General features: G+C 62.4%; 25 protein-coding genes and 2 tRNA genes. 14 read left to right on the forward strand and 13 right to left on the reverse strand.

Features of this window, described 5'->3' with window-relative positions; translation table 11 throughout:
• The first annotated feature begins 208 nt into the window (after positions 1 to 208).
• From fumC to NKH49_RS24285, 3 genes are all read left to right on the forward strand, one after another.
• Positions 209 to 1,606 (forward strand): class II fumarate hydratase, encoded by a 1,398-nt coding sequence (gene fumC, locus NKH49_RS24275; RefSeq protein WP_352588580.1) that lies wholly within the window; start codon positions 209 to 211, stop codon positions 1,604 to 1,606.
• 159 nt (positions 1,607 to 1,765) lie between these two features.
• Complete coding sequence (locus NKH49_RS24280) at positions 1,766 to 2,200, forward strand: DoxX family protein (protein WP_352928270.1); 435 nt, start codon at positions 1,766 to 1,768, stop codon at positions 2,198 to 2,200.
• Between the two features lie 140 nt (positions 2,201 to 2,340).
• Positions 2,341 to 2,772 (forward strand): DoxX family protein, encoded by a 432-nt coding sequence (locus tag NKH49_RS24285; RefSeq protein WP_352472645.1) that lies wholly within the window; start codon positions 2,341 to 2,343, stop codon positions 2,770 to 2,772.
• Positions 2,773 to 3,017: 245 nt separating this feature from the next.
• Here NKH49_RS24285 and ppx read toward each other — a convergent pair whose 3' ends face one another.
• Together ppx and NKH49_RS24295 are read right to left on the reverse strand one after the other, a co-directional pair.
• Positions 3,018 to 4,550 (reverse strand): exopolyphosphatase, encoded by a 1,533-nt coding sequence (gene ppx / locus NKH49_RS24290; RefSeq protein WP_352541623.1) that lies wholly within the window; start codon positions 4,548 to 4,550, stop codon positions 3,018 to 3,020.
• Positions 4,550 to 6,751 (reverse strand): RNA degradosome polyphosphate kinase, encoded by a 2,202-nt coding sequence (locus NKH49_RS24295; RefSeq protein ID WP_352472643.1) that lies wholly within the window; start codon positions 6,749 to 6,751, stop codon positions 4,550 to 4,552. Before NKH49_RS24295 ends, ppx begins: the two co-directional genes overlap by 1 nt.
• A gap of 149 nt (positions 6,752 to 6,900) precedes the next feature.
• On the opposite strand from NKH49_RS24295, the gene NKH49_RS24300 reads away from it, so the two are divergent.
• Both NKH49_RS24300 and NKH49_RS24305 read left to right on the forward strand, forming a co-directional pair.
• Positions 6,901 to 7,146 carry a zinc-finger domain-containing protein gene (locus NKH49_RS24300; protein ID WP_254820632.1) on the forward strand — a complete coding sequence of 82 codons (246 nt, stop codon included), beginning with the start codon at positions 6,901 to 6,903 and terminating at the stop codon, positions 7,144 to 7,146.
• A 19-nt stretch (positions 7,147 to 7,165) separates the two neighbouring features.
• Complete coding sequence (locus NKH49_RS24305) at positions 7,166 to 8,380, forward strand: FAD-dependent monooxygenase (RefSeq protein WP_352928272.1); 1,215 nt, start codon at positions 7,166 to 7,168, stop codon at positions 8,378 to 8,380.
• 27 nt (positions 8,381 to 8,407) lie between these two features.
• Here NKH49_RS24305 and NKH49_RS24310 read toward each other — a convergent pair whose 3' ends face one another.
• Entirely contained in the window at positions 8,408 to 9,079 is a 672-nt protein-coding gene (locus tag NKH49_RS24310; protein WP_352771166.1) for a TIGR02117 family protein, read from the reverse strand.
• Between the two features lie 104 nt (positions 9,080 to 9,183).
• On the opposite strand from NKH49_RS24310, the gene NKH49_RS24315 reads away from it, so the two are divergent.
• From NKH49_RS24315 to NKH49_RS24325, 3 genes are read left to right on the forward strand one after another with little or no spacing between them, the layout of a single operon-like run.
• Positions 9,184 to 9,447, forward strand: coding sequence for a metal-sensing transcriptional repressor (locus NKH49_RS24315; protein ID WP_023719742.1), 264 nt, complete (start codon positions 9,184 to 9,186; stop codon positions 9,445 to 9,447).
• On the forward strand, positions 9,444 to 10,466 hold the full coding sequence (locus NKH49_RS24320) for a cation diffusion facilitator family transporter (RefSeq protein ID WP_352928274.1): 1,023 nt from the start codon (positions 9,444 to 9,446) through the stop codon (positions 10,464 to 10,466). The genes NKH49_RS24315 and NKH49_RS24320 overlap by 4 nt, the downstream gene beginning before the upstream one ends.
• Before the next feature lie 30 nt (positions 10,467 to 10,496).
• Entirely contained in the window at positions 10,497 to 11,210 is a 714-nt protein-coding gene (locus tag NKH49_RS24325; protein WP_352928276.1) for an urease accessory protein UreH domain-containing protein, read from the forward strand.
• 74 nt (positions 11,211 to 11,284) lie between these two features.
• Here NKH49_RS24325 and NKH49_RS24330 read toward each other — a convergent pair whose 3' ends face one another.
• The 5 genes from NKH49_RS24330 to NKH49_RS24350 all read right to left on the reverse strand — a co-directional run bounded on the left by NKH49_RS24330 (position 11,285) and on the right by NKH49_RS24350 (position 17,717).
• Positions 11,285 to 13,201 carry a multicopper oxidase domain-containing protein gene (locus NKH49_RS24330; protein WP_352501894.1) on the reverse strand — a complete coding sequence of 639 codons (1,917 nt, stop codon included), beginning with the start codon at positions 13,199 to 13,201 and terminating at the stop codon, positions 11,285 to 11,287.
• 255 nt (positions 13,202 to 13,456) lie between these two features.
• Entirely contained in the window at positions 13,457 to 14,206 is a 750-nt protein-coding gene (locus NKH49_RS24335; protein WP_031212005.1) for an amino acid ABC transporter ATP-binding protein, read from the reverse strand.
• Between the two features lie 69 nt (positions 14,207 to 14,275).
• Positions 14,276 to 15,433: an amino acid ABC transporter permease gene (locus NKH49_RS24340; protein WP_352771783.1), complete on the reverse strand. Its 1,158-nt coding sequence runs from the start codon at positions 15,431 to 15,433 to the stop codon at positions 14,276 to 14,278.
• Positions 15,434 to 15,437: 4 nt separating this feature from the next.
• Positions 15,438 to 16,625: an amino acid ABC transporter permease gene (locus tag NKH49_RS24345; protein WP_352472636.1), complete on the reverse strand. Its 1,188-nt coding sequence runs from the start codon at positions 16,623 to 16,625 to the stop codon at positions 15,438 to 15,440.
• 63 nt (positions 16,626 to 16,688) lie between these two features.
• A complete protein-coding gene (locus NKH49_RS24350) occupies positions 16,689 to 17,717 on the reverse strand; it encodes an amino acid ABC transporter substrate-binding protein (RefSeq protein WP_254820740.1) in 1,029 nt (342 codons plus the stop codon).
• Between the two features lie 427 nt (positions 17,718 to 18,144).
• Here NKH49_RS24350 and NKH49_RS24355 point away from each other — a divergent pair, with 427 nt between their 5' ends.
• The 4 genes from NKH49_RS24355 to NKH49_RS24370 all read left to right on the forward strand — a co-directional run bounded on the left by NKH49_RS24355 (position 18,145) and on the right by NKH49_RS24370 (position 21,192).
• Positions 18,145 to 19,314 carry a cystathionine beta-lyase gene (locus tag NKH49_RS24355; protein WP_352928278.1) on the forward strand — a complete coding sequence of 390 codons (1,170 nt, stop codon included), beginning with the start codon at positions 18,145 to 18,147 and terminating at the stop codon, positions 19,312 to 19,314.
• A gap of 252 nt (positions 19,315 to 19,566) precedes the next feature.
• Positions 19,567 to 20,238 carry an RNA polymerase sigma factor gene (locus tag NKH49_RS24360; RefSeq protein ID WP_352928280.1) on the forward strand — a complete coding sequence of 224 codons (672 nt, stop codon included), beginning with the start codon at positions 19,567 to 19,569 and terminating at the stop codon, positions 20,236 to 20,238.
• A 103-nt stretch (positions 20,239 to 20,341) separates the two neighbouring features.
• A complete protein-coding gene (locus NKH49_RS24365; RefSeq protein WP_352472633.1) occupies positions 20,342 to 20,866 on the forward strand; it encodes a DUF4142 domain-containing protein in 525 nt (174 codons plus the stop codon).
• Between the two features lie 11 nt (positions 20,867 to 20,877).
• Entirely contained in the window at positions 20,878 to 21,192 is a 315-nt protein-coding gene (locus NKH49_RS24370) for a cupredoxin domain-containing protein (RefSeq protein ID WP_352928282.1), read from the forward strand.
• 105 nt (positions 21,193 to 21,297) lie between these two features.
• On the opposite strand, the gene NKH49_RS24375 is transcribed toward NKH49_RS24370, so the two are convergent.
• From NKH49_RS24375 to NKH49_RS24385, 3 genes are all read right to left on the reverse strand, one after another.
• Entirely contained in the window at positions 21,298 to 22,518 is a 1,221-nt protein-coding gene (locus NKH49_RS24375) for an anion transporter (RefSeq protein WP_352928284.1), read from the reverse strand.
• Positions 22,519 to 22,576: 58 nt separating this feature from the next.
• Positions 22,577 to 22,653 (reverse strand) — tRNA-Arg (locus tag NKH49_RS24380).
• Between the two features lie 50 nt (positions 22,654 to 22,703).
• Positions 22,704 to 23,009, reverse strand: a complete 306-nt coding sequence (locus tag NKH49_RS24385; RefSeq protein ID WP_352472630.1) for an ETC complex I subunit — start codon at positions 23,007 to 23,009, stop codon at positions 22,704 to 22,706.
• Between the two features lie 160 nt (positions 23,010 to 23,169).
• Here NKH49_RS24385 and NKH49_RS24390 point away from each other — a divergent pair.
• Positions 23,170 to 23,246: transfer RNA gene (locus NKH49_RS24390), tRNA-Pro, on the forward strand.
• A 124-nt stretch (positions 23,247 to 23,370) separates the two neighbouring features.
• On the opposite strand, the gene NKH49_RS24395 is transcribed toward NKH49_RS24390, so the two are convergent.
• Positions 23,371 to 24,195: an alpha/beta fold hydrolase gene (locus NKH49_RS24395; RefSeq protein WP_352928286.1), complete on the reverse strand. Its 825-nt coding sequence runs from the start codon at positions 24,193 to 24,195 to the stop codon at positions 23,371 to 23,373.
• Positions 24,196 to 24,321: 126 nt separating this feature from the next.
• Here NKH49_RS24395 and NKH49_RS24400 point away from each other — a divergent pair, with 126 nt between their 5' ends.
• Positions 24,322 to 25,350, forward strand: coding sequence for a GlxA family transcriptional regulator (locus NKH49_RS24400; protein ID WP_352928323.1), 1,029 nt, complete (start codon positions 24,322 to 24,324; stop codon positions 25,348 to 25,350).
• 439 nt (positions 25,351 to 25,789) lie between these two features.
• On the opposite strand, the gene NKH49_RS24405 is transcribed toward NKH49_RS24400, so the two are convergent.
• Entirely contained in the window at positions 25,790 to 26,125 is a 336-nt protein-coding gene (locus NKH49_RS24405; protein WP_352615716.1) for a hypothetical protein, read from the reverse strand.
• Positions 26,126 to 26,131 lie beyond the last annotated feature (6 nt).

Raw genomic sequence — 26,131 nt, forward strand, 5'->3', positions numbered from 1 at the left:
CGCGTGGAACACCAGCCTGTTCCGTCCGCTATGGGAGTTGCGTCAAGACCTACCGCCTCCCTCTGTCGCCTTCGGCGACATCTCCCTCTCAAGTGGGGAGATTGCCAGCACCTTCAACCGGTTTGCATTCCCGTCACCCGCAATCTCCGCTTGAAGGCATTTGTGCAACGCGATACGCCGTTTGCAAATTGCAAACCGGAGAGACTTCGTGAGCGCGCCAGAGACCAGAACCGAAACCGACACGTTCGGTCCCATCGAGGTCGCCGCCGACCGCTATTGGGGCGCGCAGGCGCAGCGTTCGCTGGCCAATTTCAAGATCGGCTGGGAGAAACAGCCGGCCTCGATCGTTCGGGCGCTGGGCATCGTCAAGCGGGCGGCAGCGGAGGCCAATATGGAGCTGAAGCGGCTCGATCCGGCGATTGGCAAGGCCATTATCGAGGCCTCGCAGGAGGTCATCGACGGCAAGCTGAACGAGCATTTCCCGCTGGTCGTCTGGCAGACCGGCTCAGGCACCCAGTCCAACATGAACGCCAATGAGGTGATTTCCAACCGGGCGATCGAGCTTTTGGGCGGCGTCATGGGATCGAAGAAGCCGGTGCATCCCAACGACCACGTCAACATGAGCCAGTCGTCGAACGACACCTATCCGACGGCCATGCACATCGCCTGCGCCGAGCGCATCACTCACGACCTGCTACCGGCGCTAAGACATTTGCATACGGCACTCGAGGCCAAGACCAGGGCTTTCGCCCACATCGTCAAGATCGGCCGTACCCACACGCAGGACGCGACGCCGCTGACGCTCGGCCAGGAATTCTCGGGCTACGCGGCGCAGGTCGCCTCGTCGGTCAAGCGCATCGAGATGACCCTGCCCGGCCTGCAGGAGCTAGCACAGGGCGGCACCGCGGTCGGCACCGGCCTCAATGCGCCGGTCGGTTTTGCCGAAAAGGTGGCGGCGCGCATCGCCGCGATCACCGGCATCGATTTCGTCACCGCGCCGAACAAGTTCGAGGCGCTGGCCGCCCATGATTCCATGGTCTTCTCGCACGGCGCCATCAATGCCTGCGCGGCGGCGCTGTTCAAGATCGCCAACGACATCCGCCTGCTCGGCTCCGGCCCGCGTTCGGGCCTCGGCGAATTGTCGCTGCCGGAAAACGAACCGGGCTCCTCGATCATGCCGGGCAAGGTCAATCCGACCCAATGCGAGGCGATGACGCAGGTTTGCGTGCAGGTGTTCGGCAACAATGCGGCGATCAGCTTCGCCGGCAGTCAGGGCCATTTCGAGCTCAACGTATACAATCCGCTGATGGCCTATTGTTTCCTGCAATCGGTACAGCTGCTGGCCGACGCTTCCGTGTCGTTCACCGACAATTGCGTCGTCGGCATCGAGGCCCGCGAAGACAACATCAAGGCAGCACTCGACCGTTCGCTGATGCTGGTGACGGCGCTTGCGCCGACGATCGGCTACGACAACGCCGCCAAGATCGCCAAGGCGGCGCACAAGAACGGCACCACGCTGCGCCAGGAAGCGCTGGCCACCGGGCTGGTCAGCGAAGCCGATTATGAGCGGCTGGTGCGGCCGGAGGACATGACGCATCCAGGCTAGGGCGTTGATATGCCTGGATCTCAACACCCATGTTGATCGCGAAAACGTTACCTTGGTGAACAATCCGTAACCAATCTGGCATCTTTGGTGAACAGTCGGCCTGCGCTAACTAGACGGGTATCCCAAGCCGTTTGGCCAAATCCTTCTGGAGAGTTACGCATGTCCACCAACACGTCCGCCAATAATTCGTTTGCCGGTTCCGGCACCGCCGCCGGCGCCTCGGGCACGATCCTGCTCGCCCGCATCCTGCTTTCGGTCATCTTCCTGCTTTCGGGTTTCGGCAAGCTGACGGCGATTGCCGGCACCGCCGGCTATTTCGGCAGCCTTGGCCTGCCGCTGCCGATGGTGACCGCCATTGTCGTCGGCCTTATCGAACTGCTTGGCGGCCTGGCCATCCTCGTCGGCTTCCAGACCCGGATCGTCGGCTGGGTAATGGCGATTTTCACCGTCGCCACCGCGCTGGTCGCCCACACCGGCTGGGCCGATCAGATGCAGATGATCAATTTCATGAAGAACCTCGGCATTGCCGGCGGCTTCCTCGTGCTCGCCTCCTCGGGCCCAGGCGCGTATTCGATCGACGCCAAGCGCGGCTGAAGCAGTCCAGCATTTCCTGAACAAAAGGGGCGCGGAATTTTCCGCGCCCCTTTTTCGTTGTCGTTTGTGCCTGTCGGTCCGCTGACCGGAATTCTGCTAGGATCGGGCTCTTGGCCACCCGGCCGACAACGGAGGTTACCATGCCCCGCAATGCGCTGCTTTTGCTTTCCCGACTGCTGTTCGCCGCACTGTTCGTGCCGTCCGGCTTCCACGCGCTGACCGACATTGCCGGCACGACCGGCTATTTCGCCGGCCTTGGCCTGCCGCTGCCGACGCTGGCTGCCTGGGGCACCGGGCTGTTCGAACTGATCGCCGGGCTGCTCATCCTTGTCGGCTTCAAGACGCCGATCGTGGCGCTGCTGCTCGCCGCCTTTTGCGTCGCGACAGCGTTCATCGGCCACTATGGCCAGGGCGGCGGCGATCCGACGCTGACCTTCATGCATTCGCAGATGCTGATGAAGGACATCGCGATATCAGGCGGTTTTCTGGCGCTGGCGATGGCTGGCGCGGGTGCATGGTCGGCCGACGGCCGGATGGCTGCGGTGGGATCCAGAGGAATTGCTTCAGTCTAGATCCAGCTTTCTCGACCGTCCAATTGTCGAAGTCGGCGCTGCCCCTCATCGCCCTGCCGGGCACTTCTCCCCGTATAGTGACGGGGAGAAGGAAGCTGGCCGAGATCTCGGCACCGTTACTGCAACGCTGGAGGTGAGCGAAATCCTTTGCGAAGGTGCCCTTCTCCCCGTCACTATACGGGGAGAAGATGCCGGCAGGCAGATGAGGGGCGGCGCAGACCTGAAGCGATTGCCTGGCTGAGACACTACTTCACCGACATGCTAGGCCCGCCCTCGACCGCCAGCACCAGCCGACGGTTGGTCACCCTTGCCAGTTGTGCCAGCCGGCCGGCGGGCCGCTCGCCGTAAAGATCGGCCAGCGCTGCCGGCAGCACCAGCGCCAGCACGCCATTGCCGCGGTTTTCCCATTTCAGTCGCGACATGACGCCGGGCATTGCCGCCGTCAGGAGATAGACGACGCGCAGCAGCGCCGCCAAGACGCGGGCGCGCTCGAGATAGCGCGGTGTCGCCAGTCCGCGGATTTCCGGAGCGGCTTCATTGAACACGCCCTCGTGGCGAAACAGGCTGACAAGCGCCAGGAAGGCGCGGCCGGGATGATCGACGCCGATGAAGGAGGCGTGGGCGATGATGTTGAGCGATTGCTTGCCGCGATATTCGGGATGGGCACGCCAGCCGATATCGGCGAGCAGGCAGGCGGCGTGGCGGTAGCGCGCCTCATCCCTGGTCTCGTCGATGCCGAAGGCGGCGAACGCCTTGCCGGTCCACTCGACAAGCTCATGCGCGTGGTCGACCGAGCGCGAGCGCAGGCGGGCAAGCTCTTCCGCCGCCGAGATCAGCGGATCGGCTTTCTGCTCGGCCTTGTCGAGCAGCGAATAGAGAAAGCCCTCGCGCACGCCCAGCGCCGACACGATGATCTTCGACGGCTGCATCGCCGCCATGATCTCCTGCAGCACGATGGCGCCATAGGGCAGCAGCGAGCGGCGGTTCTTGGAGATGCCCTCGATGCCTTTGATCTTGTCGATCTCGGCCTTGGCAACCTGCCGGAGGAAGTTCGCGGCGCTTTCGATGCCGATCTCGTAATGGTGCATGACGCCGAGCGGGTAGTTGGTCATTTCCATGTGCAGCCGGGCGAGGTTTCGCCAGGTGCCGCCGACCGTGTAGAACGCCCTGCCCTGCCCGCCCTTCAGCAATTTCGCCCGCGCCAGTTGCTCGCGCGTGATCCTTGCCGCCTGGGTCAGCGAGTTCTTCGCCATGTCCTGCAGGCGCAAGCCGCCCAACGGCAGCGTGATGCCGTCACCGATCGTCTCACCGTCAATATCGATCAGCTCGAGGCTGCCGCCGCCAAGGTCGCCGGCAATGCCGTTGGCCGGATGGAAACCGGAAATGACGCCGAGCGCCGAATAATGGGCTTCCTCGCGGCCGCTCAGCACCTGGATCTCGGTCTTGAGCACATCCTCGGCGCGGTGGATGAAGTCGGGGCCGTTGACGGCCTCGCGAGCGGCGGCGGTCGCCAGCACATATATGCGCTCGGCGCCGGCCTGGTCGGAGAGCGCGCGGAAGCGGCGGAACTCTTCCATCGAGCGCGTCACCGCCTCGGGATCGAGCTTTCCGGTCGAAACGATGCCGCGGCCGAGGCCGGCCAGCATCTTTTCGTTGAACAGCAAGGTCGGCGAGCGCGCCAGTCCTTCATAGATGACAAGACGGATCGAGTTCGATCCGATATCGATGATGGACAGCGGTCGGCGGTCCTGAAGCCGGCCCTGGGACGCTGAAATCATCAGCCCGTCGCTGCGTTCTGTTTCTTGCGGCGCTTGAACTGCGCGATGCGCTTGGGCGCATGCGACTTCAACGCATCGCCCCGTCCGGACAGGCTCGGATTGGTCATGAAATATTCCTGCGCGTTGAACGGTTCCTCGCCCTCCTCCAGCACAACGCGCCGGGAGGTTCCGTCAGCCAATACGTCGAAACTTTGCTGGTTGTCCATGATGTTGCCGAGCATGATCTGGCCGAGCACCTGCTCATGCACAGTTGGATTGGTGATCGGCACCATGGTCTCGACGCGGCGGTCGAGATTGCGCGGCATCAGATCGGCCGAGGAGATATAGACGATCGCCCCGTCCGAGGGCAGGCCGTGGCCGTTGCCGAAGCAATAGATGCGGCTGTGCTCGAGGAAACGGCCGACGATCGACTTCACCCTAATGTTCTCCGATAGGCCGGGCACCTGCGGTCTCAGGCAGCAGATGCCGCGCACGACGAGATCGATCTCGACGCCGGCGCGGCTGGCATCGTAGAGCGCATCGATGACGATCGGGTCGACCAAGGCGTTCATCTTCATCCAGATGCGGGCCGGCCTGCCCTCCAGCGCGTGGCTGATCTCATCCGAAATGTGCTGGAGGATGCGGTCGCGCAGCGTAAACGGCGAGATGGCCAGCCGCATCTGCTCGGCCGGCTCGGCATAGCCGGTGATGAAGTTGAACAGCTGGGCGACATCGCGCGCGATCGTCGGATCGGTGGTGAAGAAGGACAGGTCGGTGTAGATGCGTGCCGTGACCGGGTGGTAGTTGCCGGTGCCCAGATGCACGTAATTGCGCAGCCTGCCATCCTCGCGGCGCACCACCAGCGACATCTTTGCGTGGGTCTTCAGTTCGAGAAAGCCGAAGACGACCTGGACGCCGGCGCGCTCGAGGTCGCGGGCCCAGCGGATGTTGGCTTCCTCGTCGAAACGCGCCTTGAGCTCGACTAGCGCGGTCACCGACTTGCCGGCCTCGGCGGCGTCGACCAAAGCGCGTACGATCGGGCTGTCGTTGGAGGTGCGATAGAGCGTCTGCTTGATCGCCACCACTTCCGGGTCGGCCATTGCCTGGCGCAGGAACTGCACCACCACGTCGAAAGATTCGTAAGGATGGTGGACGATGATGTCCTTCTCGCGGATCGCCGCAAAACAATCGCCGCCATGCTCGCGGATGCGCTCGGGAAAGCGGGGATTGTAGGGGGTGAATTTCAGATCGTCGCGGGCGACGGCGACGATCTCCGAGATCTGGCTGAGCGCCAGCGGACCGGTGAGCACGCTGATCCGGCTTGCCGAAACGCCAAGCTCGCCGGCGACGAAGTCGCGCAATTCGGGCGGCATCAGCCGGTCGAACTCGATCCGGATGACCGAGCCGCGGCGTCGCCGCTTCAGCGCCGTCTCGAACAGCCGCACCAGATCCTCTGATTCTTCCTCGACCTCGATATCGCTGTCGCGGATGATGCGGAATGTGCCGGAGCCCTTGACCTCATAGCCGGGGAACAGCTTGCCGATATAGAGACTGACCGCCTCTTCGAGTGGAATGAAGCGGACATGATGCTTGCGATCCGGCAAACGGATGAAGCGCCTCAGCGCCACCGGCAGGCGCAGAAGCGCGCTCATTTCCTCGCCGTTCTTGCGATGGCGCAATTGCAGCGCCATCGAGAAACCGAGATTGGGAATGAACGGAAACGGATGCGCCGGGTCGATCGACAGCGGCGTCAGGACCGGAAATACCTGCTCCTGGAAATGGTCCTCGAGCCAGGTCTTCTCGTCCTTGGTCAGCGCATCGCGGGTGATGCTTTCGATGCCTTGTTTGTCGAGCAGCAGCATCAGCGCCGAAAGGCTGTTCTGCTGGTCCTCCTGCAGGCGCTCGACCTCGCGCAGCAATTGTTCGAGCTGCTGCTCGGGAGTGCGCCCATCCGGGCTCTTCAGCACGATGCCTTCGCGCACCTGGCCGGCAAGACCGGCGACGCGGACCATGAAGAACTCGTCGAGGTTGGCGGCCGATATCGACAGGAAGCGAACACGCTCGAGCAGCGGATGGTTGGCGTTCAGCGACTCTTCGAGCACGCGCCGGTTGAATTGCAGCCAGGAAAACTCGCGGTTGACGAAGCGGTCGGGATTGCCGCCTTCGCGGCTCGCCGCCTCGACGGTGATGAATTCGTTCTGCACCGGCTTCAGTTCGTTCATGGTTTCCGCTCTTCCCACACCGTTCGACGACCATAGCCTTAACCGGCTTAACTTATCCTCTGACAGGCTTTTGCGACAGTTTCATTTCATCGATCTTGCAAAGAGACGGGTTATGATCCAGATGCAATCGACAAGATCAGGAGACGACGATGGCAGGCGGTTCCATTCCCCATTTCCAGAACGATGCGGGCTATCCGGCAATCGACATCGGCGTCAAGGAATTCATGTGCACCGGCGCCAATCCGCCTTTCGACCATCCGCATGTATTTCTCGACATGGGCGACGACAATGAAAAGGTCTGCCCCTATTGCTCGACGCTCTATCGCTATTCGCCGAAACTGAAGGCATTGGAAACGCAGCCGCCGGGCTGCCTCTATATCGACCAGGCCGCCTGATTCTTCCGCGACAAGCCTGATGCAGGAAACGCAGTCCCGGCAGGTGGTCATCGCCGGGGCGGGCGTCGCCGGGCTGACCGCGGCACTGGCCTTCGCCGAGCGCGGCTATCGGGTAAAACTGTTCGAACAGGCGCAGCACCTCGAGGCTGCCGGCGCCGGTATCCAGCTTTCGCCCAACGCGACGCGCATCCTACGGCAGCTCGGCGTACTCGATCGGCTGCTGCCGACGTCGGTGCGCCCGGAGGCGGTCGTGCTCAAGGATGCCGCCACGCTGCGCAAGCTGGCGCGCGTACCGCTTGGCCAGGCGGCCGAAACGCGCTGGGGAGCGCCCTATCTCGTTGCCCACCGCGCGGATCTGCAGTCAGCGCTGATGCAGCGAGTTTCGGAGCAGCCCGGTATCGATCTGATCGCCGGCGCGCGGGTGACCGACATCGCAGCCGGATCGAAAGGTGTTACCGTCACTGCATCGGCTGATGGCGACACGGTCGAGGCTGGCTGTCTTTTGATCGGCGCCGATGGCGTCTGGTCGTCGGTGCGAGAAACGCTTGCCCGCAACGCAGCCGATTTCCGGAGAAGCCGGTTTTCTGGCGAGCTTGCCTGGCGCGCCACGGTGGCCGCGGACAGCCTTGCCGGACAAGCCTTCAGGGCGATCGGTGCGCCCGATTGCGTTACCGCATTCCTCCATCCAGGCTTCCATATGGTCGCCTATCCGGTCAGCCGTGGCACTGTCTTCAACCTCGCGGCCTTCACCAAGGGCGAGCGCATCGCCGAAGGCTGGTCGGGGTATGCCGACCCCGCCAGCCTCGCCAGCGCCATGCGCGGTACCGCGCCGGCGCTGGTTCGCCTGGCGAACGAGGCGGCGCCGTGGACGGCATGGCCGATCCACATTGTCGAGCAGCGGCGGTGGACGACGCCGCAAGGCATCGCGCTGATCGGCGATGCGGCGCACGCGATGACGCCGTTTGCCGCACAGGGCGCGGCGATGGCGATCGAAGACGCGGTAACCCTTGCCGGCTTCGTTGCGGCCTCCACAGCCGATCTTGAGGGGGCGCTTGCCGCCTGGGAACAGGCGCGGCGGCCGCGCGTCGCCCAGGTCGCCCGCCGCGGCGCCGTCAATCGCCTCGCCTGGCATGCGGCCGGGCCGGTGGCGATGGCCCGCAACCTGTTCCTGGCGATGCGCTCGCCCGAAAAACTCGCCGCCGATCTCGACTGGCTCTACGGCTGGCGGGCGTAGGACGTTCGGCGGTCCTAAGTCGCCCGGTCAATTGTAAAGCCGCATCGACAGGCCGAGCGATGCCGGCAGCGGGTTCCACCAGCCGGTGCGCAGCCCGGCGGTGCGCAGTGCCGCCGCCGCCCAGGTGTTGCAGCCGACCAGCGCGTTGAAACGGCCATTGCCTTCGAAGAAACGATCGAAACGGGAATACGCCGCATTCTCGATCGGCATGGCCCCGCTCGGTCCCTGCCGGAAGCTTCCCGCAATGTAATCGAGCAGCGCCGTAAACCGCTCCTCGCCGATGTCGAAGCCGGCGACGTCGGGATGCGGCTCGGCGATTTCGCCTGAAATGTCGACATGCATCACCGAGGCATCGACGGTCAGCGCCTTCATCACCGGCACTGCCTTCAGTTCCGACCAGGTCGGCGTCTCGAGATAGAAGGCGCGGCCGCCCCAGCCGAAGACGATGTAGCGGACCTCCGCCACGTCTGCTGGAATGCCGGCATCGACCAGGAAATGGAAGCGCCGGCGCACATCGTCGTCGACCGGGATGGCGATGTCGGTGTGGATCGGATTTTTCAGCACCAGGATGCGGTGGCTTGAGCCGATCGGATCGGCAACTGCCGCCGGCCAGAGCGGGCGCGGCAGCAGTGTGCCCAATGCCACCGCAAGGACTGCTGCAACGACCAGCAGGCCAAGAAAACGGGCAAGCTTCTTCATGGGAAAGGCATAGAACAAGCAATGCTCAAGGTGAAGCCCCTCCGAAAGTTGCACAGCTGACTTAGAGCTTGACGCGTATCCTCCCCGGGAGGATACGCTGAGGCATGTCAGATCACCTCCACGCCTCGCATCCTTCCATCATAAAGCGCCTGAAGCGCGCGCAAGGCCACCTTGCGGCGGTGCTGGCGATGATCGAGGCGCATCGCCCTTGCGTTGACTTGGCGCAGCAGCTTCATGCCGTCGAAAGGGCCATCAGCAGCGCCAAGCGCGAGCTGATCAACGATCACATCGAGCATTGCCTGACCGACAGCGTCGAAACCGGCGGCAACTCGCTGGCGGAACTCAAGCAGCTGGCGAAATATCTATGAATGCCATCGTAGCCCGCATTCTGGACTGGCTCGGGTTCGGCTCGCACGCCGCACATCATCACGGCGATCACGGTCCGCACGGTCACAGCCATGGCGTCATCGACGCGACAATTGCCACCACCGACCGGGGCATCTGGGCAATCAAATGGTCGTTCGTGATCCTGGCCATCACCGCGGCATTGCAGATGGTCGTGGTTGCGTTGTCGGGGAGCGTGGCATTGCTGGCCGACACGATCCATAACATCGGCGACGCGACCACGGCGATCCCGCTCTGGATTGCGTTCGTTCTGGCGCGGCGCAAGCCGTCGCGGATCTTCACGTATGGCTTGGGCCGGGTCGAGGATCTGGCCGGCATCATCATCGTGCTCATCATCCTGTTCAGCGCTGTAGTCGCTGCCTACCAAGCCATCGACAGGCTGATCAATCCACAAGCGGTGACACACCTGGGCTGGCTGACTGCGGCGGGCATTGTCGGCTTCCTCGGCAACGAGGCGGTTGCCGTGTTCCGTATCCGCGTCGGCCGCGAAATCAACAGCGCGGCACTGATTGCCGACGGCTACCACGCCCGCACAGATGGACTTACCAGCCTTGCCGTGGTCATCGGAGCCATCGGCGTCTGGTTTGGCTTTTCCTTGGCCGATCCGATCGTCGGCCTGCTGATCACGATTGCGATCTTCGGTATCGTCTGGCAATCGGCCCGCTCGGTGCTGACCCGCATGCTGGATGGAATCGAACCCGGTGTGATAGACGAAATCCGACATGCCGCCGAGCATGTTCCGGGCGCGCGCATTGTCGATGCCAAGGCGCGCTGGATCGGTCATAGATTGCACGCCGACATCGCAATTGCCGCGGACGAAACCCTGCCGCTGTCGGCGGCCAACAAGATCGCCGCAGCGCTGAAGGACGAACTATCCCAGCATATGCCCGCCCTGGCTGAGGCGAATGTGCGGTTTTCAACGGAACGTGGAGAGAACGGCCATCCTCACGAGCACACGCATGACCACGGCCACATGCACTGACGCTCGCCGATTTTCTGCTAGTCTTGTCCGATGTTCCAGACGCTCGTCGAATTTCAGCGCACGATCTATCTGACGCTCGGCGAACAGATCAAACTGCTTGCGGCCGGAGGCAATTGGCTGGCGTTCATGGCCTTCCTGCCGATGGGCGTCGTGTTCGGGGCTGCCCATGCGCTGACGCCGGGGCACAGCAAGGCCGTCCTGGCGACTCATCTTGCCGGTTCGGATGCGAAGGTCTCGCGTGGTCTGCTCGTATCTATCACGCTATCGTTCACGCATGTGACGATTGCCGTTCTGATTGCGGCTCTCTCGCTGCCACTGGTCTCAATAGCATTGGGCAGCGTCGGCCGCGCTCCGCTTCTGGAGCACACCAGTCGCGGGCTGCTCGGCCTCATTGGCATCTGGACGCTCTGGCGCGCTTTGAGCCACAGCCATCACCACAGGCACGAGGGCGAGGCTGTCGGCGTCATGGCAGGCCTGATCCCATGTCCGCTTACGCTTTTCGCGATGACTTTCGCGATGTCCAGGGGTGTTCCGGCAGCGGGCGTCCTGTTTGCCATCACAATGATGGTCGGCGTGGCGCTGACGCTGTCCTGCGTCGCCGTGTTGTCGATCGTGTTTCGGGAACGGCTTGTTCAGTTTTTCGCGCGCCAGCCACGGCTGTTCGAAACCATCTCCCGGGCCATCGAGGGCGCCGCCGGTCTCGCCCTTGCCGGCGTCGCTGTCTGGCAGATCACCTCAGCTTGAGAGAAAATTTGGCCCCAGCCACTGCATGGCGTCCGGGCCGGTGCACCGGCTGGAACGAGCCTAGGCGACGCCGGTCATGTCACATCGATCACGACCATCAGTCCGCCGCCGCCCTTCTCCTCGACATTGTTGTTCGTGGTGTGATGCGGGATGTGGCAATGGATCAGCCATTTGCCCGGACGCTGCGCCTTCCAGATCACGTCGTAGCGCTGACCCGGCCCGACGTTGATCGTGTCGGCAAGGAAACGACCCGAAGCGGGGACCGTCTCGCCGTCGCGGGCAACGACCTCGAACGGTCCGCCATGGATATGCATCGGATGGATGAAGCCGTTGTTGGTGCCGATGAACCGCACCTTGAGCGTCTCGCCGACCTTCATCGGGATCGTCTCGGTCGAGGGATAGGCCTTGCCGTTGATGGTGAAGAAATTCGGCATGCCGCCATCCATCGGCATCGACGGGTAGGTCAGCCCTTCCCGCACCAGCCATTCCTGAAGCTCGATGACGTAATCATGGTCGGCCGCGACCTCGTCGGCGGGATTGGCGGGATCGATGATCAGCGCACCGTAGAGGCCGAGCGCCTGGGTCCGGTCCGGCTTGGCATGAGGGTGATAGAAATAGGTTCCGTGCTGGGTCGCGGTGAATTCGTATGAATAGGATTGCCCGGGCTCGATCGGCGGCTGCGTGATCTCGGCCGGCCCATCCATCTGGTTCGGCAGGATCAAGCCATGCCAATGCACCGTCGTTTCCTCAGGCAGGCCGTTGGTGACGTTGATCCTGACCCGATCGCCCTGGCGAATATGAATTCGCGGACCGGGAATCTGGCCGTTATAGGCATAGGCGTCGACCGCGACGTCCGGCAGGATCTGCCAGCGGACCACTGAAGGCCTGAGCTCGAACACCTTGATGCCGTTCTCCATCCGAAACGGCAGTTCCTGGTCGCCCCTTGCCGTCAGGCCATAAGAGGCGGCCACGAGGCGTGGATCGGTAGCCGCCATGTCGCGCATTGTATCGGCTGGCGTGTCGCGATCCATGATCATGCCTCGCGGCATGATCACCCCGCCGACATCGCGTGCCGACAGCGTCAGGTTCAGCCAGTTCGCCGGCGCGACCATGCCGATGGCGAGCGCCAGCAGGGAGACGGCACCCAGGGCAGCGACCTGCGGCGTCGTGGCATCCGTCTCCATGTGATGGCCGCCGCCTTTGCCTTTGTGGGAAACCATATCGTGGTGCTGCCCGCGATGGCCGCTGGCGTCGGCCTGCTGCATTTGTATCTGCGCATGTTGCCTCGTGGCAGGCTGCTCCCGGACATCGATGCCGGCTGCCTGCGCACGCTGCGTCATCAGCCCATGCTTCAGCCCCCGGGCGACCAGCCAGACATTGGCCGGATAGGCAAGCGCAAAACCGGCGATGACGCCGATCGACATCACGCCCCAGAACAGCAGCTCCGTCGGTTCCATCGCGCGCATGTCGCGGCCCATCATCAGGAAGCTCATGACCGGCGCCATGCCGGCCATCATGAAGTTCATGGAGATGAACTCGGGCAGGAAGCTCTTGCGTACGTTTTCCCAATAGGTGCCGCCCATCATCGATTTCATGAACAGCGACTGGAAGATGAACAGGCCGAAGGCAAAGCCGGCGAGATATTCGACGATCAGGTCGATCCACATCGGCAGGCCGAGCGCCGCCGTGACGGCGGCGGCAAGAATGATGCCGGTGGCATCGCCGGCGACGCAGTGGATGGTGGAGCCGACGCCCTGCTTCCAGAGCGGCCGGGTGAAGAGTTCATGATCGCCCGGCCGGGGCTCCTTGTCGGCGAGCACGTAGAGCAGCAAGCCGAGCGGACCCATATAGAGGGTGACCAGGATGAAGCCCCATTTCATCACCACCGGCTCGGGATTGTTGCGATATTGGTCGAAGCCGACGTAAAGCGTCGAAGCCAGCGCCAGCGCGAACCAGACGACGAGGAAATAATCGATCGGTTGGATGAGCATCAGGATGAACCCGTGACCTGCCGCCGCACGCGCCCACGCGGCTCGTTATACAACTCCCAATGGCAATGAACGCAGCCGGCGCGCTTATGATCCGTGCCGGCGCTAGTTACCAGGTTGCAACGTGACCACTCGAACGGCCTGAAGCACGCTTGCTATCTTCTCGCGTAGCGCACGGTCAGCGCTCGCCGAATACGCGCGAAGCCAGCAAGACAGAGAGGCGTGATCCGCCGGTCTTGTCCCGAACCGGAGTAAGGATCAGTGCAGGATCTGCGACAGGAACAGCTTCGTGCGCTCATGGCGCGGGTGGTCGAAGAACTCGGCCGGCGTGTTCTGCTCGACGATCTGACCCTGATCCATGAAGATCACCCGATTGGCGACTTTGCGCGCAAAGCCCATTTCGTGGGTGACGCAGAGCATGGTCATGCCTTCCTCGGCCAGCCCGACCATCGTCTCCAGCACTTCCTTGATCATTTCCGGATCGAGAGCCGAGGTCGGCTCATCGAACAGCATGATGCGCGGGTTCATGCACAGCGAGCGGGCGATCGCCACGCGCTGTTGCTGCCCGCCGGAAAGCTGGCCGGGATATTTGTTGGCCTGTTCCGGGATCTTGACGCGCTTGAGGAAATGCATGGCGATTTCCTCGGCCTGTTTCCGCGGCATCTTGCGCACCCAGATCGGCGCCAGCGTGCAATTTTCCAGAATGGTCAGATGCGGGAACAGGTTGAAGTGCTGGAACACCATGCCGACCTCGCGACGCACCTCGTCGATCTTCTTCAGATCGTTGGTCAGTTCCTTGCCGTCGACTATGATCTTGCCCTTCTGGTGTTCCTCCAGCCGGTTGATGCAGCGGATCATCGTCGATTTGCCGGAGCCCGACGGGCCGCAGATGACGATCCGCTCGCCGCGCATCACCTTTAGATTGATGTCCTTCAGCACATGGAATTCGCCGTACCATTTGTGCATGGCGATGATGTCGATGGCGACATCGGTGGTGGAAATGTGCATCTTGGCGGCATTGACCTTGATCTCTTCCGCGCTGACGGCGTTTTCTATGGCCATGACAAGGTCCCCTTTTTAGCGTTTGTGGCCGGTGTCGAGACGGCGTTCCGTGTACATTGAATAGCGCGACATGCCGAAGCAGAACAGCCAGAAGATGAACGCCGCGAACACCAGGCCGGATCTGGCCGTCTGTGGCGTCGCCCAATTCGCGTCGGAGAAGTTCTGCTTGACGATGCCGAGGAGGTCGAACATGGAGATGACGATGACCAGGCTGGTGTCCTTGAACATGCCGATGAAGGTGTTGACGATGCCGGGAATGACCAGCTTCAGCGCCTGCGGCATGACGACCAGGCCCATCTTCTGCCAGTAGCTGAGACCGAGCGAATCGGCGCCCTCATACTGGCCTTTGGGGATCGCCTGCAGGCCGCCGCGCACCACTTCGGCCATGTAGGCGGCGGCAAACAGCGACACGCCGATCAGCGCGCGCAGGAACTTGTCGAAGCTGACGCCGGCCGGCAGGAACAGCGGCAGCATCACGCTGGCAAAGAACAGCACCGTAATCAGCGGGATGCCGCGTACCGTCTCGATGAAGATCACGCACAGCAGCTTGACTATCGGCATGTTCGAGCGCCGGCCAAGCGCCAGCACGATGCCGATCGGCAGCGACACGGCAATGCCGACGAACGACAGGCTGAGCGTCACCAGCAGTCCACCCCAACGCGACGTCTCGACATGCGGCAGGCCGAACATGCCGCCGACCAGCAGAACGAAGGCGACGACCGGCAGTACAAAAAAGAGAAGAATGGCATTCAGCCCCTTGCGCGGTATGCGCGGAATGAGCAACGGCACCAGCAGTGCCACGAACAGGATGGCCACCACGATCGGCCGCCAACGCTCCTCGATAGGATAGGTGCCGAACATGAACTGGCCGAACTTGGCGTTGACGAATGCCCAGCAAGCACCGGTCCAGCCATCCGGCTGGATGCCGCCTTGCGCCACGGTGGCGCAGACCGAGCGGTCCGGTCCAGTCCACTGGGCGTTGATGAAGGCCCAATTGATGATTTGGGGCAGGATCACAGCGACCAGCGCAATGCCAACGATGGTGAGAATGGTGTCGCCCGTGGTGGCAATCAGGTTCTTGCGGATCCAGGCGGTGAGGCCACGCTCGCTCGACGGCGCCGGTTGGGCCAGCGCCATCTCCGTCCGCACCCAGGACATGTCGTGTTCCTGCATGGCCCTACCTCTCCACCAGCGCCATCCTGGCATTGACGACGTTCATGATCGCCGACGTGATCAGGCTGAGCGCGAGATAGACAGCCATCATGATCACCACGCCTTCAACCGCCTGCCCGGTCTGGTTCAAGACAGTGCCGGCAGTCGCCGTCAGGTCCGGATAGCCGATGGCGATGGCGAGTGAAGAGTTCTTGGTCAAGTTCAGATACTGGCTGGTCAGCGGCGGAATAACGATGCGCATCGCCTGCGGCACGACGACAAGCCTGAGGATCGATCCCGAGCGCAGCCCGAGTGCCGCGGCCGCCTCGGTCTGGCCCGTGCTGACGCCCCTGATGCCGGCGCGCACGATCTCGGCGATGAAGGCGGCCGTATAGCAGGACAACGCCAGATAGAGTGACAGGAACTCCGGTCTTACCTGAAAGCCACCGACCAGGTTGAAAGTCGATTGTTTCGGGAATTCGAAGGTCAGAGGAAAGCCGCTCAGCGCGTAGGCCAGCAGCGGCAGGCCGACGATCAACGCTATGGATGTCCAGAGCACCGGGAACGGCTGGCCCGTCGCCATCTGCCGCTGCCGCGCCTTGCGGGCGACGAACCAGGCCATGGCAAGGGCGAGGAGCAGGGCGACCAGGATCAGCCAGGAGCCCTCGCCCCAGACAGCGCGCGGAAAATAGAAGCCGCGCTGGTTGAGAAAGGAGCCGAACGGCAAATTGATGCTCTCGCGCGGCGGCGGCAGCACGGCGAGCACGCCGGAATACCAGAAGAAGATGACCAGCAGCGGCGGGATGTTGCGGAAGACCTCGACATAGACCGTGCAGATCTTCCTGATCAGCCAGTTGCGCGAAAGCCGGCCGATGCCGACGATGAAACCGATAATGGTGGCGGTGATGATGCCGACGACGGCAACGATCACGGTGTTGATGAAGCCAACCAGGATGGCTCGGAAATAGGTCGAATCCGACGAATATGCGATCGCGCTTTCGCTGATGTCGAAGCCGGCGCGGCCCCTGAGGAAGCCAAAGCCGGAAGCGATGTGCAAGCGCGTCAGATTGACGATGACGTTGTGGGTAACCCACCAGACCCCCGCTACCAGCAGGACGAGGACCAGCGCTTGAAAGAATATTCCGCGGACACGAGGATCATTGATGAAGGAACCGCGGCTTGGCTCCTCGCGAAGAACTTCCTGCGACGCCATTCGACAGTCCCCTGGAAAGAGAGACCGGAAGGCAGACGATCTGCCTTCCGGATCCATTTTCGATCAGCGGATCGGCGGAGCGTACTGCAGGCCACCCTTGGTCCACAGCGCGTTGATGCCGCGCGCGATCTTCAGCGGGCTGCCCGAGCCGACATTACGCTCGAACATCTCGCCGTAATTGCCGACGGCCTTGACGATGTTGACGACCCAGTCGTTAGAGACGCCGAGATCGGTGCCGATCTTGGTGTCGGCTTCCTGGCCGAGCACGCGCTTGATCTCTGGACTGTCCGAGTTCTTCATCTCGTCGACATTGGCCTTGGTGATGCCGAGTTCCTCGGCGTCGAGCAACGCGAAATAGGTCCACTTGACGATGTGGTACCATTGGTCGTCGCCCTGGCGTACGGCCGGCCCAAGCGGTTCCTTGGAGATGATCTCGGGCAACACGACGTGGTCGGCCGGCGCACCGAGCGTCAGGCGGATGCCATAGAGGCCCGACTGGTCGGTGGTGTATACGTCGCAGCGGCCGGCGTCATAGGCGGCGTTAACCTCTTCCAGCTTTTCGAAGACGACAGGATTGTACTCCATCTTGTTCGACTTGAAATAGTCGGCAAGGTTGAGCTCGGTCGTGGTGCCGCTCTGCACGCAGACCGCCGCGCCCGAAAGCTGCAGCGCCGAGTTCACGCCCGGTAGCTTCTTGGCGTTGATCATGAAGCCCTGGCCGTCGTAATAAGTCGTGCCGATGAAGTTCAGGCCGAGTGCGGTGTCGCGATTGATGGTCCAGGTGGTATTGCGCGACAGGATGTCGATCTCGCCCGACTGCAGAGCGGTAAACCGCTCCTTGGCGCTGAGCGGCGTAAACTTCACCTTGGTGCCATCGCCGAACACGGCGGCTGCCACAGCGCGACAGAAGTCCGCGTCGATGCCTTGCCACTCACCCTTGTCGTCCGGCGCCGAGAAGCCGGCCAGACCGGTCGAGACGCCGCATTGGATGAAGCCCTTCGCTTTGACATCGTCGAGCGTGGCCGCCGAAGCCGCCGAAGCCGCGAATCCAAACGCGGCGGCGCCCAAAACGCCGATTGCAATGTGTTTCATGACCCACAGACCCTTTTCTGTTTTTTCCAGGCGAACCTGACTTTTTCCCGTGTGAACGCAGCTATGTATCCCGGCCCATTACCGGAATCCCGCATCGTAACCGACGCGCTGCCTCCCATTCACGAACAACATCGAAGGCGATTATTCCTGTGAGGTCAAGGGAAATGACCAAATCCGAAAGACTTTGAAAACCAACTGCCTGAAATGCCTGAAATTGCAGACAAACGCGCTCGCAAATCGGCCAGCGCGCCAATAAAGCCGGCAAAGTCCGACCATGAGTTGCCAAGCGCACTTGGCAGCCTTCCCGCAGGTCCACGGCTCGTTGCTGAATTGGCATATTCAAGACCTTGGCCTGGCGAGTGCGGTGCGGTTGCGCGGCCAATGCCGCCGCACTATGGCTAACGACCAACCCATGGGACGAAAAGCAATGGCAAAAGACGACAGCGAGATGGGCGTCAACACACGGCTCGCCCATTCCGGCAACAACCCGCATGACTATTTCGGCTTCGTCAATCCGCCGGTGGTGCATGCCTCGACCGTGCTCTATCCCAATGCGGCGGCGATGGCTTCACGCAGCCAGAGATACACCTACGGCACGCGCGGCACGCCGACCACCGATGCGCTGAACAGCGCGATCGATGCGCTGGAAGGTTCGGCAGGCACGGTCGCGGTGCCGTCCGGCCTGGCGGCCGTGGTGCTGCCGCTGCTCGCCTTCCTGTCGGCCGGCGATCATCTGCTGATCGTCGATTCCGTTTATCATCCGACCCGCAACTTCGCCGACACGATGCTGAAGCGGCTGGGCATCGAGGTCGAGTATTACGAACCGCGCATCGGCGCCGGCATCGCGGCGCTGATCAAGCCCAACACCAAGGTGGTGTTCACCGAATCGCCGGCCTCCAACACTTTCGAGGTGCAGGACATACCGGCCATCGCCAAGGCAGCGCATGCCGCCGGCGCCATCGTCATGATGGACAACACCTGGGCGACGCCGCTCTACTTTCGCCCTCTCGACCATGGCGTCGACATCTCGATCCACGCGGCGACGAAATACCCGGCCGGCCATTCCGACGTGCTGCTCGGCACGGTGTCGGCCAATGCGGACTGCTGGAAGCAGCTTTTCGAGACGTTCAACACGATGGGCTGCTGCGCCGGGCCTGACGACGTCTACCAGGTGCTGCGCGGCCTGCGCACGATGGGTGTGCGGCTGGAGCATCATCAAAAGAGCGCGCTTTCCCTCGCCGGCTGGCTCGAGGGTCAGCCGGGCGTAGCGCAGGTGCTGCATCCCGGGCTGCCCAGTCATCCCGACCACGCCATGTGGAAGCGCGATTTTTGCGGATCGAGCGGCATCTTCTCGATCGTTCTCGCGGGCGGCGGACAGAAGCAGCAGCACGCCTTCCTCGACGCGTTGAAGTTTTTCGGCCTCGGCTATTCCTGGGGCGGCTATGAGAGCCTTGCCGTGCCGGTATTCCTTGGCGACCGCACAATCGCCAAGGGCCCGTATGACGGGCCGCTGGTGCGCTTGCAGATCGGGCTCGAGGATGTCGAGGATTTGAAGGCCGACCTGGCGCGCGGGCTGGCGGCGGCCGCACAGGCCTGAGCCAGCACCTTTCCAGGCTGAGTCAGGAAATCGGCGTAACAGCTTGGAAAAATTGCGATCCTGAGTGATGTCATAGCGACCGATCAGCCGATGACACGGCGTCTACAAAATAGAGACGCCGGTGTGGTGGAGGCGTTAGAATAGCCTCTGCCGGCGCTTGAAACGGATCGAGGCCGGCCGGCGGATCGGTCGGGAACCTTTTGTCGGCCGATTCATCCAATGTCCGATGAGAAGCCTATCAGGAGATCGGCCATGCCTGCTGCGTTGACGGCAACGCCCGCCGCTTCCGGCGACATGCAGCTTGTCGGCCGCGCGCTGGCACGTGATAGCGATGCATTCCGCACCATCATCAAGACGCACAACCAAAGGCTCTACCGCATCGCCCGAGGCGTCGTACGTAACGACAGCGAGGCCGAGGACATCGTCCAGGAGGCCTATGTCAGTGCCTTTGCCCATCTCGAGTCCTTTCGCGGCGATGCCTCGCTCGCCACGTGGCTATCGCGTATCGTCATCAACGAAGCGCTCGGCCGTTTGCGCAAAAGGCGGCGAATGGTAGCGATGCCTGAAAACCCGCAAGCCGAAATCATCCGGTTTCCCCTCAACCCGAGCGACGATCCGGAGCGGACGATGGCGCAACGGCAGATCCTTGAGCTTGTCGAACGGGCAACCGACAGTCTTCCCGATGTCTACCGGATGGTGTTCGTGGCGCGCGTCATCGAGGGATTGAGCATCGAAGAAACCGCCGAACTGCTTGGCGTGCGACCAGAAACCATCAAGACCCGGCTGCACCGCGCCCGCGCGCTGGTGCGCAAGGCGCTGGACGACCAGATCGGCCCGGTGCTGCTCGACGCCTTTCCCTTCGCGGGCCGGCGCTGCGAACGGCTGACCAATGCCGTGATGCAGCGGCTCGGTCTTTCCGGATAGGTCGCGCCGATTTTCGCGGGAACGTTTTCCCGTGACCTGCATCCAATGAGCATCACTGAAACGAAGCCCGATGCAGTTCCGCGTCGGGGCGAAGGAGAGCATCATGTTTATTCGATCGACCACGGCACTGGCCGCATTTTTCCTGCTTAGCGCAGCGCCCTTGTCGCAAGCTGCCGACAAACCGACCGATCCGCAGATCGCACATATCGCCTACACAGCAGGCGTGCTTGACGTCGAGGCGGCCAAGCAGGCGCTGAAGAAATCGAAGAACAAGGAGGTGGTGGATTTCGCCAAGGACATGGTGCGAGATCACGAGGCGGTCAACAAACAGGCTCTCGACCTGGTCAAGAAGCTCAAGGTCACGCCTGAGGACAATCCGACCAGCAAGGCGCTGACCAAGGCGGCGGCCGAGGAACGTGCCAAGCTTGCCAAGCTCAAGGGAGCGGCGTTCGACAAGGCCTATGTCGCCAACGAGGTGGCCTACCACAAGCAGGTCAATAGCGCGCTCGAAACTCTGCTGATCCCGTCGGCCAGCAATGCCGAGCTGAAGAGCCTGCTGGAAACCGGCCTGAAAATATTCCAGGGCCACGAACAGCACGCCGAACACGTCGCCGGCATGCTGAAGTGAGGATCGAGCCAATGGCGTCGAGGCGGCATCTGTGGGTTGCGCTGGCATTGGCCATGGGTGCCCAGCCGGCCAAGGCCGACACCATCGAGGTGACGATCGAGAAGCTTGTGTTTTCGCCGGCAAAGATCGAGGCGAAGGTCGGCGACACGGTCAGGTGGGTGAACAAGGACGTGTTCGCCCACACGGCAACCGTCAACGGCGCCTGGGAAGTGATGATCCCGCCGAAGAAGGCGGCGAGCCTGACGGTGAAGAAGGCGGAATCGGTCGATTATTTCTGCCGCTTCCATCCCAACATGAAAGGCCATCTGACGGTGACATCGCCCTGACTGGCTGATGCATGTCGCGCAAAATCGTGCAGCGGTTTTGCGATAACGACATGCATAAAAAAGCCTAAAGCGCGCCGCATGAGGTCGGTCTAATGCGACGCGCTTTTAGGCTGCCAGCCATGCCGTCCCTACGAGAAGCGTGACCAGCGTCAACGGCAGGCCGACCTTGAAGAAGGCGATGAAGCCCAGCGGTTTGCCGGAGACCCGCGCGTGCTCGGCAACGATCAGATTGGCGACCGAGCCGAGCAGCGTGAAATTGCCGGCCAGCGTCGAGCTCATGGCGACGACTAGCCAGGCCCGCTCGGGGTTTTCCAGTCCGGGCACGAACGGCTTCAGCGCCAGCACGGCCGGGACATTGCTCATGATGTTGGACAGCACCGCGGTGAAGCCGGACAGCCGCCACACATCATTCAGCCCGAGGTCCTTTGCCGAGGCGACGATATCGGGCGTCAGCAGTGTCTTCTCCGCCCCGGCGACGACGATGAACAGCCCGGCGAACATGAACAGCAGCGGCCCATCGATCTCGCGATAGATGCGCTCAGGTTTGATGGCGCGGGTCAAAAGAAGAATGGCGCCGCCGATCAGCGCAGCCTTGGCAACGGGAACGCCGGCAAAGAAGGCGACCGCCAAACCGACACAGACGACCACCGCCTTCACCACCTGCCCCGGCAGCATGCGGCCGCGATAGACTTCGGGGCTGAGCTCGGCCTTGCGCGAAAATTCAGCGCGGTAGACGATGCGGATGATGACGATGACGGCGACGAGGCCGAACGCCGCGACCGGCGCCAGCGCCGCCGAGAAGGCCGGATAGGAAATCCCCGACAGCGCGCCGATGACCATGTTCTGCGGATTGCCGGTGATGGTGGCGACGCTGCCGCAATTCGAGGCCGTGGCGGTGGCGATCAGATAGGGAACCGGGTTGCGGTTGATGACGCGGGTGACATGGACGACGATCGGCGCCATGACCAGGCAGATGGCGTCGTTGACCAGGAACGCCGACAGGACGCCGGTCAACAGCGTCACCATCACCAGCAGCATGAACGGCGCATGCGCATGCTCGATGGCGAAGCCGCCGAGCGCGCGAAAGGCGCCCGACACTTTCAGATGCGCCACGACGATCATCATGCCGAGCAGAAGCGTGATGGTGTCGAAGCTGATGGCGCGGTAGGCGTCCTCGATGTCGAGCGCGCCGATGGCGATCATCGCCGCACCGCCGAGCAGCGCGATCCCTGCCCGGTCGAGGCGCAGTCCGGGTATCCTGCCGATAGCGACGCCGGCATAGGTCAGAACAAGGATCAGCAGTGCCGCCGCGCCCATCGCTGTCATGTGTTGGAAATCCTGTGCGACTGGCGGGTGAAGCTGTCCGGAATGGACCTGAAAATATTGGCGATCCCGACAGGATTCGAACCTGTGACCATCGGCTTAGAAGGCCGGTGCTCTATCCAGCTGAGCTACGGGACCGCTGGCCGGCCGCATGACCGGCGGATTGTGCCGGCAGGGCCGGTATGGGATCAATGCGTCCAGGGCGTCCTGCGGTCATAGCGGAAATTCTCCGCATAGGAAATCTGGCGGCGCTTGATTTCCTTCGGCTCCTCGACGCGGAAAGCCAGCCCTTCCTTCTCAGCGTAGGCGACCGCGTCCTCTCTTGTGTCGAAGGTCAGCCTGATCTGGCTTCGCATGTCGCCGGACGTGGTGTAGCCCATCAGCGGATCGATCTTCTTGCGCTGCTCCGGATCGAATTCCAGCACCCAATAGCCGGTCTTGGCCTTGCCGGACTGCATCGCGGTTTTGGCTGGGCTGAAAATGCGGGCTGACATGACCACCTCATTGCTGGTTGCAAGCACACGACCCCGAGACCACATTACTGTTCTCTGGCCATGCACTAGCCCGTCATTACTGCGCAATGCCGCCGGCAGCAAGGCCGATGGCTTTTTACGCTTGCTTTGGCGGGCTGAAATCACTAGGCAACAGACCGTTCGGAGTGTAGCGCAGCCTGGTAGCGCATCTGGTTTGGGACCAGAGGGTCGGGAGTTCGAATCTCTCCACTCCGACCATTCATCAAGCGAATCTCGTCGGCAGGGCAAGCGGATCACGCTCGAGTGTGTCTGCCGTCGCCGGTCATGTTTAAGCGACGGACGGACAGCACGAGCCCGCGCTGCCCGTCCGACATGCAAGCCGTCAGCCCTGGATGAAGGCCAGCAGATCCGGATTGATGATCTCCGGATGGGTGGTGCACATGCCGTGCGGCAGGCCCTTGTAGACCTTGAGCGTGCCGTGCTTCACCAGCTTGGCCGCAAGCAGCGCGGAATCGGCGATCGGCACGATCTGGTCGTCGTCCCCGTGCATGATCAGGACGGGCACGGCAATCTTCTTGAGATCGTCGGTGAAGTCGGTCTCGGAAAAGGCCTCGATGCAGTCGTAATGAGCCTTGGCGCCGCCCATCATGCCCTGGCGCCACCAATTGTCGATAGCCCCTGGCGAGACCTTGGCGCCCTCGCGGTTGAAGCCATAGAACGGGCCGGCCGGCACGTCCCTGTAGAACTGGGCGCGGTTAGCGGCCAGAGCCGCGCGAAAGCCGTCGAAGACTTCGATCGGCAAGCCGCCGGGGTTGCTGTCGGTCTTGACCATAATCGGCGGCACGGCGCCGATCAGCACCGCCTTGGCAACACGGCCGCCGCCATAAAGCGCGACGTAACGCGCCACCTCGCCGCCACCGGTCGAGTGGCCGATGTGGATCGCATCCCTGAGATCGAGATGCGCCGCCAGCGCCGCAACATCGGCGGCGTAGGTGTCCATCTCATTGCCGGTCGCGGTCTGCGACGAGCGGCCGTGCCCGCGGCGGTCATGGGCGATGACGCGGTAGCCCTTTTCGAGGAAGAACAGCATCTGGTTGTCCCAGTCGTCTGAGCTCAGCGGCCAGCCGTGATGGAACACGATCGGCTGGCCCTTGCCCCAATCCTTGTAGAAAATCTCGGTGCCGTCATGGGTGGTGAATGTGCTCATCGTCCTACTCCTTGATGGAAAAGTTAGGGGTAACACGGAGTTTTAGCCCCTTCAGCTGGACAAATTATAACAGTGCGGCCAGGGTGAGCATTGGCAAAACGGACATTCAACGTGGCAAAACTGACAATGACGGCGGCGCGTGATCTGATCGAAATCGGCCTTGTCTTGTATCCCGGCGTGCAGGAAGCAGCCGTGCTCGGCCTGACCGATCTTTTCATGCTGGCAAACCGGCTGGCTGTCGAGCGGTCGCCCGAGGCGGCGAGGCTTCGCGTCAGTCATTGGCAATTGGAGGACGCGGGCCACACCGTAGTCCGCACCTTCGACAGCGACCCCGGCGCCGACAATGAACCAGCCATGGTTATCCTCCCGCCGACCTTGGGAGATCCGATCGCTCGGGAAGCAGCCGCGCCCTATGCCGGCTGGCTCAGGGACCGTCATGCGGCAGGCGCGACGCTCGGTTCGGTCTGTGCCGGCGCTTTCGTGCTTGCCGAGACCGGCCTGCTGTCGGGTCGTGCTGCGACCACGCATTGGGCCTATCGCGACGCGCTGGCGCTACGCTTTCCAGACATCCTGCTCGACGCCGACAGACTGGTCATCGACGATGGCGACATCATCACCGCGGGCGGCTACATGGCCTGGACTGATCTCGGCCTGAAGCTGGTGGACAGGGTGCTCGGGCCGACCGTCATGATGGACACGGCGCGTTTCATGCTGGTCGACCCGCCGGGCCGCGAGCAACGCTTTTACAGCCCGTTCGCGCCGCGGCTGACCCACGGCGACGAAGCGATCCTCAAGGTGCAGCACTGGCTGCAGGCGAACGGCGCGCGCGATGTGACGCTTGGCGCCATGGCCGATCACGCCGGGCTGGAGGAGCGGACTTTTCTGCGGCGCTTCCGCAGCGCCACCGGCCTCAAGCCGACCGAATATTGTCAGCACCTGCGCGTCGGCAAGGCGCGCGAGATGCTGGAAACCACGATGCGGTCGATCGACCAGATCGCCTGGGAGGTCGGCTATGACGATCCCGGCTCCTTCCGCAAGGTATTCGCCAGGATAACCGGCTTGGTGCCCGGCGACTATCGCCGGCGCTTTGGCGTGGAACGAGCGGCGCTTGGGGGAGACGATCGGTCTGAAACGGTAGCGAGGCTAGAGCAATGACGGACCGACCAATCGCGACCTGCGATGAGTGCGGCAGCACGTATTTTTCCGACAGCAGCGCAATGGCCAGTCTATGTGCCGAATGCGCATCTCTGCTCTATGGATATCCAAACTGCGAACATCATTTCGAAAGCGGCCGATGCACGGCCTGCGGGTGGGACGGCTCTCGATCAAAATACGTCGCCGACATCATTTCCAGGCAAGACCGACAGCGTTGAGAATAGCGCTATCAGCTGGCGAGAAAATCACACTTCAAGGCGACTGGTCGGATCCCGCATATGGCAAGCTCGCCGGGAAGAGAACCCCAACCGCCCCATCTCCCGGCGAGCCTACAACCTGATTTGGTACGCAATCAGGACCGGGGTTAGCCGGCAAGCTGTCAGGTGCAAGACAGATGCCAGGTTTGTTTCCCGAAATGAGACACCGGCCGAGGTAAGAACTAGGTATATGCACCTTCCCCGGCCCAGCCAAAAACCATTGGCCGTAGTTCTTCAAGGGCGGCTTGCAGCATTTCGGGAGACGCGTGGCGTTCCTCTCTAGCACCCCATTGTGTAGCGCTTTTAGGATCCAGCACCGACGCCACAATGGTTACGTTGCCGTTGACGTCAGGCAAATTGAGCCACAACTGAGCACGACGATTGCCATTCTTGCCGTAAACCCAGATAGAACGGACATCGTCGTCGCGATATTTCGTGGCGACCCGTATTCCGTGCCGATTTGCCCACGACATCAGAAACGGATCAATGATGTCGTATGCACTGAATTCAGATGTCATTTTGTA

The organism is Mesorhizobium sp. M1088 (assembly GCF_040318575.1).
Taxonomy (GTDB): domain Bacteria; phylum Pseudomonadota; class Alphaproteobacteria; order Rhizobiales; family Rhizobiaceae; genus Mesorhizobium.

What these genes read in the sequence shown, in the direction of transcription:
- NKH49_RS24340 (WP_352771783.1), bottom strand. Translation starts at nt 15,433, where the DNA reads ATGCAGGAACACGACATGTCCTGGGTGCGGACGGAGATGGCGCTGGCC.
- NKH49_RS24350 (WP_254820740.1), bottom strand. Translation starts at nt 17,717, where the DNA reads ATGAAACACATTGCAATCGGCGTTTTGGGCGCCGCCGCGTTTGGATTC.
- NKH49_RS24355 (WP_352928278.1), top strand. Translation starts at nt 18,145, where the DNA reads ATGGCAAAAGACGACAGCGAGATGGGCGTCAACACACGGCTCGCCCAT.
- NKH49_RS24400 (WP_352928323.1), top strand. Translation starts at nt 24,322, where the DNA reads ATGACGGCGGCGCGTGATCTGATCGAAATCGGCCTTGTCTTGTATCCC.
- NKH49_RS24295 (WP_352472643.1), bottom strand. Translation starts at nt 6,751, where the DNA reads ATGAACGAACTGAAGCCGGTGCAGAACGAATTCATCACCGTCGAGGCG.
- NKH49_RS24395 (WP_352928286.1), bottom strand. Translation starts at nt 24,195, where the DNA reads ATGAGCACATTCACCACCCATGACGGCACCGAGATTTTCTACAAGGAT.
- NKH49_RS24300 (WP_254820632.1), top strand. Translation starts at nt 6,901, where the DNA reads ATGGCAGGCGGTTCCATTCCCCATTTCCAGAACGATGCGGGCTATCCG.
- NKH49_RS24385 (WP_352472630.1), bottom strand. Translation starts at nt 23,009, where the DNA reads ATGTCAGCCCGCATTTTCAGCCCAGCCAAAACCGCGATGCAGTCCGGC.
- NKH49_RS24345 (WP_352472636.1), bottom strand. Translation starts at nt 16,625, where the DNA reads ATGGCGTCGCAGGAAGTTCTTCGCGAGGAGCCAAGCCGCGGTTCCTTC.
- NKH49_RS24405 (WP_352615716.1), bottom strand. Translation starts at nt 26,125, where the DNA reads ATGACATCTGAATTCAGTGCATACGACATCATTGATCCGTTTCTGATG.
- NKH49_RS24335 (WP_031212005.1), bottom strand. Translation starts at nt 14,206, where the DNA reads ATGCACATTTCCACCACCGATGTCGCCATCGACATCATCGCCATGCAC.
- NKH49_RS24315 (WP_023719742.1), top strand. Translation starts at nt 9,184, where the DNA reads ATGTCAGATCACCTCCACGCCTCGCATCCTTCCATCATAAAGCGCCTG.
- NKH49_RS24370 (WP_352928282.1), top strand. Translation starts at nt 20,878, where the DNA reads ATGGCGTCGAGGCGGCATCTGTGGGTTGCGCTGGCATTGGCCATGGGT.
- NKH49_RS24375 (WP_352928284.1), bottom strand. Translation starts at nt 22,518, where the DNA reads ATGACAGCGATGGGCGCGGCGGCACTGCTGATCCTTGTTCTGACCTAT.
- NKH49_RS24305 (WP_352928272.1), top strand. Translation starts at nt 7,166, where the DNA reads ATGCAGGAAACGCAGTCCCGGCAGGTGGTCATCGCCGGGGCGGGCGTC.
- NKH49_RS24280 (WP_352928270.1), top strand. Translation starts at nt 1,766, where the DNA reads ATGTCCACCAACACGTCCGCCAATAATTCGTTTGCCGGTTCCGGCACC.
- NKH49_RS24320 (WP_352928274.1), top strand. Translation starts at nt 9,444, where the DNA reads ATGAATGCCATCGTAGCCCGCATTCTGGACTGGCTCGGGTTCGGCTCG.
- NKH49_RS24365 (WP_352472633.1), top strand. Translation starts at nt 20,342, where the DNA reads ATGTTTATTCGATCGACCACGGCACTGGCCGCATTTTTCCTGCTTAGC.
- NKH49_RS24360 (WP_352928280.1), top strand. Translation starts at nt 19,567, where the DNA reads ATGCCTGCTGCGTTGACGGCAACGCCCGCCGCTTCCGGCGACATGCAG.
- NKH49_RS24325 (WP_352928276.1), top strand. Translation starts at nt 10,497, where the DNA reads ATGTTCCAGACGCTCGTCGAATTTCAGCGCACGATCTATCTGACGCTC.
- ppx (WP_352541623.1), bottom strand. Translation starts at nt 4,550, where the DNA reads ATGATTTCAGCGTCCCAGGGCCGGCTTCAGGACCGCCGACCGCTGTCC.
- NKH49_RS24310 (WP_352771166.1), bottom strand. Translation starts at nt 9,079, where the DNA reads ATGAAGAAGCTTGCCCGTTTTCTTGGCCTGCTGGTCGTTGCAGCAGTC.
- NKH49_RS24285 (WP_352472645.1), top strand. Translation starts at nt 2,341, where the DNA reads ATGCCCCGCAATGCGCTGCTTTTGCTTTCCCGACTGCTGTTCGCCGCA.
- NKH49_RS24330 (WP_352501894.1), bottom strand. Translation starts at nt 13,201, where the DNA reads ATGCTCATCCAACCGATCGATTATTTCCTCGTCGTCTGGTTCGCGCTG.